Genomic DNA, 8308 nt, shown 5'->3' with positions numbered 1-8308 from the left:
TGGATATGTACTCCGACAAAAAATATAGGTCGGCTATAAGGACGCCTTCGCCGGCAAGTCGGGTCGCCGCACCGCTGGCTCCTACAGTAAGGGCGAAAACCTGGGTGGCCGCGACCGCTGCCGGATGCAACAGTTGATCGCCTGGATTCGATAAGAAGCAGATTTTGCTTTGCAGGAGTGGGGTATTGCGAAGCGAGGGCCAGAACAGGCCCTCGCTGTATTGCAGTCAAATTCAGCGCTTGAGTTTGCGCTTGTTGCGGTATTGGTCGATGACCACCGCGACCACGATGATCAAGCCTTTGATGATGTCCTGGATATAGGCATCGACCCCGACGAAAGTGAACCCGCTGGCCATCACCCCAAGGATCAGCGCACCGATGACCGTGCCGGTGATGCGCCCTACCCCGCCCGCCAGGCTGGTGCCGCCGATGACCGCGGCGGCAATCGCATCCAGCTCATAGGACATGCCCATCCCGGCCTGGCCGGTGGCGGCACGGGCCGAAGCGACCACGCCTGCCAGTCCCGCCAGCAACCCGGCGATACTGTAGACGATGACCAGGTGGCGCTTGACGTTGATCCCGGAGGTACGCGCCGCCTGCATGTTGCCGCCGATGGCGTAGGTGTATTTACCGTACTTGGTGTAGCGCAACGCGATATGGAAGATCACCGCCACCACCAGGAAAATGATCACCGGCATCGCGCCATGACCAATGGCCGTGTAGGAGTCCGAGAGCATGCTCACCGGCTGGCCTTCGGTGTAGTAACGTGCCAGGCCACGGGCCGAGACCATCATGCCCAGGGTAGCAATGAACGGTGGGATCCCGGTAATCGCAATGATGCTGCCGTTGATTGCTCCTGCCAGCAGCCCGACGCCGAGCCCGACGATGACGGGAATCCACACCGGCAAGTCAGTCAGCGACGGGAAGACCGCCCGGGCGAAGTCCGAGGTCTGCGCCAGGCTGGCGGCGATCATTGCCGACAACGCCAACACCGAGCCGGACGACAGGTCGATGCCGGTCGTAATGATCACCTGGGTCACGCCAATCGCCAGCAGGCCGATGATCGACACTTGCAGGATCATCAAGACCAGCCGCTGGGAGTTCATCAGGAAACTCTGGTCGCGCACGATCCAGCCGAACACCTCGAACACCAGGCCGATGCCGATCAGCACCAGGAAAATACTCAGTTCAGTCGGAAAGCGCCGGCGACTCTTGACCGGTACCGTTGCTGGCTTGTTTTCCAGTATCGCATTCATAACAACTCACCCTTCTATCGCGTCGTCGACGCTGGCCGCGCCAGCGCCGGCATCCATTAGTGAACCGCGGACATGCCCGAGGCCAGTTGCATCACCCGTTCCTGGGTCGCTTCGCTGCGGTCGAGGGTGCCCATCAGGTCGCCCTCGTGCATGACCATGACCCGATCGCTCATGCCGAGCACTTCCGGCAGCTCCGAGGAAATCATGATCACCGCCATGCCTTCGCTGGCGAGGTAGGAGATAAGCCGGTAGATCTCGGCCTTGGCACCGACATCGATGCCGCGGGTCGGCTCGTCGAGAATCAGGATTCGTGGGTTGGTCATCAGCCAGCGCGCCAGCAAGGCCTTCTGCTGGTTACCGCCGGACAGCGTGTCGATGCATTGCTCGAGCGACGGGGTTTTCACCCGCAGCTTCTTGCACATGTCTTCGCACAGGGCGCGCAGGGCTTTTTGCTGGATGAAACCGTGGCCGGCGTAATGTGGCAGCACTGCCATCTCCATGTTCTCCAGCACCGACAGGCACGGGAACAGGCCGCTGAGCTTGCGATCCTCGGTCAACAGGGCGAAGCCCTTCTCGATGGCCATGTGCGGATCGGTAATGCGCACCACTTCACCGTCCAGGCGAATCTCGCCACCGTCGCTCGGGGTGATGCCAAAGATCGCCTCGGCGACGTTGGTCCGCCCCGAGCCCATCAACCCGGCAATGCCGAGGATCTCGCCGGCATGCAGATCGAAGGACACGTCCTTGAAAATGCCGTCGAGCTTGAGGTCGCGCACCGACAGCAAGAGATCGCCGATCGGCGTCTCGCGCAGCGGAAACAACTGGTTCAGTTCACGCCCGACCATCATCGAAATCAGGCTGTCGCCGTCCATGCTGTCGGCGCGTTGCAGGCCGATGTAGGCGCCGTCGCGGAACACTGCCACTTCGTCGGCGATGCTGAACACTTCATTCATTTTGTGGGTGATGTAGATGATGCCTTTGCCCTGGCTCTTGAGGTCGGCAATGATCGAAAACAGGTGGGCGACCTCCTTGTCGGTGATGGCCGAGGTCGGTTCGTCCATGATCAGGATGTCGGAGTCGTAGGACACTGCCTTGGCGATCTCGACCATCTGCCGTTCGGCGATGCTCAGGTTGCCGACCAGTTCCTCCGGATCAAGGTTGATGCGCAGGCGCTCCAACAGCTTCGCCGTGCAGCGGTGCATTTCCCGGTGGTCGATCATGTGGAAACCGTTGAGCTGCTCACGACCAATCCAGATGTTCTCGGCGATGCTCATGTGCGGCATCAGGTTGAGTTCCTGGTGGATCATCGCAATCCCGGCCTGCAGCGCCGCCAGGGGCGTTTCGAAGACCACCGGCTTGCCCCGCAGGCGCAGTTCGCCGGCGTCGGGCTGGTAGATGCCGGCGATGATTTTCATCAAGGTGGATTTGCCCGCGCCGTTCTCGCCCATCAGGGCCAGCACGGAACCGGGGCGTACCCGCAGCTGTACGTCGGACAAGGCCACCACGCCGGGGAAACCCTTGCTGACGTTGACGATCTCCAACAGGTACGGCTCATCGACAGGTGTTGCGGTTGGCTGCACACCCATCAACGGGGTGCTCGAAGCAGTCGCTGAAGCGAACATGATCAGGTACTCCATCAGCAAGGTCGCGGTGCCACCTTGCGTGTTTATTGTTGTTATTGAACGGACGGACTATTTGAACTGGTCAACGTTTTGCAGCGTGATCAAGCGATACGGCACCCAGACGGCCGGCTCTACCGCTTCGTTCTTGGCCATTTTGACTGCCGTTTCGATCGAACCGTCTGCCTGACCCTTGGCGTCCTGGAACACCGACACGACCAGAGCCCCCTTCTTCACCGCGTTCAATCCGTCAGGCGTACCGTCGACACCGGCGATCAGGATGCTGCCCTTTTCCACGCCGGCCTGTTGCAGGGCCATTGCGGCACCAATGGCCATCTCGTCGTTGTTGGAGACGACCGCGTCGAACTTGCGGCCCTGGGTCAGCCAGTCGTTGACCAGGGTCATGCCCTTGTCCCTCGACCAGATGCCGGTTTGCTCTTGCTCGATCTTGATGTTCGGGTACTTGGCCAGCACCTCCTTGACGCCCTTGGTGCGGTTGGTGGTGGAGTTGTTCGCCAGGTCGCCCAGCAGGATCACGATGTCGCCCTTGCCGCCCATTTTGTCGGCCAGGTATTGCATTTGCATCTGACCGGCCTCCAGGTCGTTGGAGGCGACAGTGACCACACCCTTGGGCAGGTTCAGGTCATCGGGACGACGGTTGACATAGACCAGCGGGATGCCGGCCTTCACGGCAGCTTCAGTGATTTTTTTGGTCGCGGCCGTATCCACCGGATTGACCACGATGGCATCGACTTTCTGGCTGATGAAGCTTTCGACCTGGCTCAGTTGCTTGACCACGTCGCTGCGGGCATCTTCGAACTGCAGCTGGACTTTGTCGGGATAGGACTTGGCTTTTGTGTCCATGGACTCACGCAGGTAGGTCAGCCAGGTGTCATCGAACTGCGACATGCTGACGCCGATCTTCATGTCAGCGAGTGCAGCGCCGCTGGCGAACATCAGGGACAAGGCGAGTGAGGCGAAACGGATCTTGGTCTTCATGAAAGGTCTTTCTCCACATTCTTGTTGGTTTTATGGATAAGGCGTGACGATTTCAGTAAGCGGACAAGCGAGAAAAGAGTTGGGGCCGGGTGCGAGGCAGTTCGCTGGAAATGACTTTATTGGAAAATATTTTCCATATCAACAGATTTTAGAATTTTATTATGATTTTGTTCGATGACTTTCGAAGGGGCTCAATTGCACCACCTGATGACGCTCGGAACTCAGCCGCGCAGCGTCTAGCACGCGGGTGGTCGCCAGTGCATCACGGGCGTCCACCGGCAGTGGGCCACCGCTCTGCAACGCGGTTTGTAGCTGCAAATAGAACTGATTCCAGCAACCACGCTCGGAGGAAATTCTTTCGCGCACTTCGCCCTGCTCGAACCAGCCCCAGCGCCGGTGCTCTTCCACGCCCCAGCGTTCACCTTCGGATTTCGGTGTGAGCCCGGCGAGGGCCGACGCCTCCTGACCGTCCAGGCCGTCGACGCTGTAGCAGCCCTGGGTGCCGGTCACGCGAAAGCGCGGGCCGGGCGTGTTTTGCAGACAACTACCGCCCAGATGCGAGATCACACCGTTGGCATGGGTCAGGGACATGAAGAAACCGTTGTCGAACGTCTGGCCTTTTTCCAGGTACTCCAGCTCGGCGTAAACCCGGGTGACGGGACCGAACAGCAGCAGCGCCTGATCCACCAGATGGCTGCCCAGGTCGCGCAGCCAACCACCGCCACTGCCGTTGTTCACCGACTGCGGCGAGTAGCGCTCGATCCGCGATTCGAAACGGCTGACCTGGCCCAGCGCACCGGACTCGATGAGTTTGCGCACGGTGAGAAAGTCCGAGTCCCAGCGCCGGTTCTGGTAGACGCTCAGTTGCACGCCCTGACGCTCGGCCATGGTGATCAGGGTTTGCGCCTGTTGCGCGTCGGCGGCGAACGGCTTGTCGCTGACCACCGCCACATTGTGTTCAATGGCGTCGAGCACCAGCGCCGGACGCCCTTTGAGCGGCGTGGACACCACCAGTACATCGACCCCGACTTCGACCAGTTGGCCGATGCTGTCGAAGGCCGGCACGCCGGGGTGTTCTGCCGCCAGCAACTGGCGCCGCTCGGTTGAACGGGTGACCACACCGACGAAGGTTGCACCCGGCAAGCTGCTGATCAGTGGGGCATGGAAAAACCGGCCGCCATGGCCGTATCCGACAAGTCCGATGCGCATCATTTATACCTGTGTTCGCATGATCTGTAGGAGCGTGGCTTGCCCGCGAAGCTTTTAGCGATCTTGAGGGCCCCTTCGCGGGCAAGCCTCGCTCCTACAGGGGGGGGTTAGCCGTAGAAGTGTGGGCGGTCTGGCAGGCCTACTTTTACGATCTGGCCGCTATTTTGTGCTTCGATACAGGCATCCGCCGCCACCGCCGCCGCAAAGCCATCCCACGCCGAAGGCCCGCCAACCTGCCCGGCCCGCACGCCATCGATGAACGCCTGCAACTCAACGTCATACGCCGCGATGAACCGATCCTTCCAGTCCATCAGAATCGCGTTGGACAGCTTCGCCCCGCTGCGCAATTGAACCTGGGACGGCTCCGGCAGTTTGGCGATGCCGGTCTCCCCGACCACTTCGCACTGGATGTCGTAGCCGTACTGGCAGTTGACGAAGACCTCCACATCGATGCGCGTGCCCTTGGCGGTTTCCAGCAGCACGATCTGCGGGTCTTTCAAATGCGCGAGGGCCTTGCTGGTCTTGCGCGGGAACACCACCTGCACCGACACGTAGTCGTCGTCGAGCAACCAGCGCAACACGTCCAGCTCATGGATCAGGGTGTCGGTGATCGCCATGTCGGTCTTGTAGTTCTCGCCCACGGTCGGGTTACGGTGGGCGCAATGCAGCATCAATGGCTCACCGATCTGGCCACTGTCGATCACTGATTTGAGTGCCCGATAACCCTCGTCGTACGGGCGCATGAAACCGACCTGTACCAGCCGCTTGCCGTAAGCCACTTCGGCTTCGACGATCTTGCGGCAACCTTCGGCGGTGACTGCCAGCGGTTTCTCGCAGAACACCGGCTTGCCGGCGGCAATCGCTGCCAGCACGAACTCTTCGTGACTCGGCCCCCAGGAGGTCACGAGGATCGCCTCGACTTCCGGTGCGTTTATCAGCGCATGGCCGTCGGGATAAACCTCGGCGGTCAGCTTCAAATCGGCAACGACCTTGGCCGCCTGTTGCAGGTTGATGTCGGTGACCGCCACGACCTGGCTATTGAGCAGGGCCTGGCTGCAACGACGGATATGGTCCTGGCCGATGGCCCCGGTGCCGATAACGCCAATCCGCAGTGAATTAGAGAGCAATGACATGGATATTCTCCTGTGAAGACTTGTTGTTGGTTTCAGGGGCAATCAGTACTGACGGGCCTTGGCCAGTCGCTCGTTCAGGGTCTTGGCCACCGCATCGGTGCGGGCGCTGGTGGAAACCTGCGCCACGCCGACCCGCCACCAGGACAGGTAGCCGTGAATCATGGTCTTGGGCAGAACCTTGATATCGATCAGCGTCGACACCGTCTGCAAGCGCGCATCCGCCAGGGCAGCCTGCAGCTCTTCAACGGTGGTCACTTTGTAAGTCTTGCAGCCATAGGCCGCCGCGCTCATAGCGAAATCCACCGGTACAAAGCCGCCATCGAGCTTGCCGGTTTGTGGGTTGCGGAAGCGGAATTCGGTGCCGAAGCTGTCCATGCCATTGCCCATCTGCAAGTTGTTGATGCAGCCGAAGGTCATGTTGTCGAGCAGCACCACGTTGATCTTGCGTCGCTCCTGAATCGAGGTCGCCAGTTCCGAGTGCAGCATCATGTAGGAGCCGTCGCCCACCAGCGCATAGACCTCACGACCCGGCTCGGCGAGTTTCACGCCCAACGCAGCGTTGACCTCGTAACCCATGCAGGAATAGCCGTACTCGACGTGGTAGGTGTTCACGCCCTTGCTGCGCCAACTGCGCTGCAAGTCGCCAGGCAGGCTCCCGGCTGCAGCGACGATCACGGCGTCGTCGGCCAGGGTTTCGTTGAGCACGCCGAGCACGCGGCTCTGGGTCAGGCAGGAACCGGTCAGCTCGATGAATTCACGCAGGACGGCCGGGTCCAGGTGGTCGTTGATTTCCGGGACGAAATCCTTGGCCTGGTATTGCACCTGATAGAGGCGATCGACTTCCTCATCCAGTTGCGCCTTGGCCTGGCGGGGTTGATCGCCCCAGCTCGAGCGATAATCCCCCAGCGCTTCGCCCAATCCCTGCAAACCGGTTCTGGCGTCCGCCAGCAATTGCACGCCGTCGAGTTTCAGGGCGTCGCAGGGGCTGATATTGAGGTTGAGAAATTGCACCCCGGGGTGCGCAAACAAGGACTTCGACGCAGTGGTGAAGTCGCTGTAGCGGGTGCCGATGCCGATGATCAGGTCAGCGTCCCTGGCCAGCAGGTTCGCCGCCAGGCAACCGGTTTCACCGATGCCACCCACATTCAGCGGATGGCTGGAGACCACCGCGCTCTTGCCGGCCTGGGTTTCGGCGAAAGGAATGTCGAAGCGCTCGGCAAAGGCCTGCAATGCGGCGTTGGCCCCCGAATACTTGACTCCGCCACCGCAGATGATCAGCGGTTTGCGCTTGCCTTTGAACAACGCCAGTGCATCGCCAAGCATGGCTTCGGTGGCTGGGCGACGCTCGATGCGGTGCACGCGTTTTTGCAGGAAATAATCGGGATAATCGTACGCCTCGGCCTGCACGTCCTGCGGCAGGGCCAGGGTCACGGCGCCGGTTTCCGCAGGGTCGGTGAGCACACGCATGGCGTGGATCGCTGCCGTCATCAACTGCTCGGGACGGTTGATGCGGTCCCAGTATTTGCTGACCGCCTTGAATGCATCGTTGGTGCTGATGCTCAGGTCATGGAACTGCTCGATCTGTTGCAGCACCGGGTCGGGCTGGCGGCAGGCGTACACATCGCCGGGCAACAGCAGCAAGGGAATGCGGTTGGCGGTCGCGGTGGCGGCAGCGGTCAGCATGTTCGCAGCGCCCGGCCCCACGGATGAAGTGCAGGCGTAGATCTTGCGTCGCAGATGCTGCTTGGCGAACCCGATGGCGGCATGGGCCATGCCTTGCTCATTGCGGCCCTGATGGACGATCAGGTCGCCACTGTCCTGTTCCAGGGCCTGGCCCAGGCCCAGCACGTTGCCGTGGCCGAAGATGGTAAAGATCCCGGCGACGAATTTGCTCTGGACCCCATCGACCTCGATGTACTGGTTATCGAGGAATTTCACCAGGGCCTGGGCCATGGTCAGTCTTGTTGTGGTCATGTTCGATCCTTCCAAATGCACATCCAATCCCTGTAGGAGCTGCCGAAGGCTGCGATCTTTTGATCTTGATCTTTAAAAACAGAATCAAAAGATCGCAGCCTTCGGCAGCTCCTACGGGG

Annotated in this window: 6 protein-coding genes; all 6 read right to left on the bottom strand. The window is 60.7% G+C overall.

Annotated elements, in window-relative coordinates:
- Positions 1–232 precede the first annotated feature (232 nt).
- Positions 233–1255: an ABC transporter permease gene (locus PMI35_RS07515; RefSeq protein WP_008063531.1), complete on the bottom strand. Its 1023-nt coding sequence runs from the start codon at positions 1253–1255 to the stop codon at positions 233–235.
- Positions 1256–1311: 56 nt separating this feature from the next.
- Positions 1312–2877, bottom strand: a complete 1566-nt coding sequence (locus PMI35_RS07520) for a sugar ABC transporter ATP-binding protein (RefSeq protein WP_008063529.1) — start codon at positions 2875–2877, stop codon at positions 1312–1314.
- Positions 2878–2946: 69 nt separating this feature from the next.
- On the bottom strand, positions 2947–3873 hold the full coding sequence (locus tag PMI35_RS07525) for a sugar ABC transporter substrate-binding protein (protein WP_008063528.1): 927 nt from the start codon (positions 3871–3873) through the stop codon (positions 2947–2949).
- Positions 3874–4032: 159 nt separating this feature from the next.
- Positions 4033–5082 (bottom strand): Gfo/Idh/MocA family protein, encoded by a 1050-nt coding sequence (locus tag PMI35_RS07530; RefSeq protein WP_032831924.1) that lies wholly within the window; start codon positions 5080–5082, stop codon positions 4033–4035.
- A 107-nt stretch (positions 5083–5189) separates the two neighbouring features.
- Entirely contained in the window at positions 5190–6215 is a 1026-nt protein-coding gene (locus PMI35_RS07535) for a Gfo/Idh/MocA family protein (protein WP_008063524.1), read from the bottom strand.
- 42 nt (positions 6216–6257) lie between these two features.
- Complete coding sequence (iolD, locus tag PMI35_RS07540; RefSeq protein WP_008063520.1) at positions 6258–8189, bottom strand: 3D-(3,5/4)-trihydroxycyclohexane-1,2-dione acylhydrolase (decyclizing); 1932 nt, start codon at positions 8187–8189, stop codon at positions 6258–6260.
- Between the last annotated feature and the right edge of the window lie 119 nt (positions 8190–8308).

The sequence above is a fragment of the Pseudomonas sp. GM78 genome, from assembly GCF_000282475.1.
Taxonomy (GTDB): domain Bacteria; phylum Pseudomonadota; class Gammaproteobacteria; order Pseudomonadales; family Pseudomonadaceae; genus Aquipseudomonas.
The sequence above is the reverse complement of the archived record's forward strand: the minus strand, read 5'-3'. Positions and strand labels throughout refer to the sequence as shown.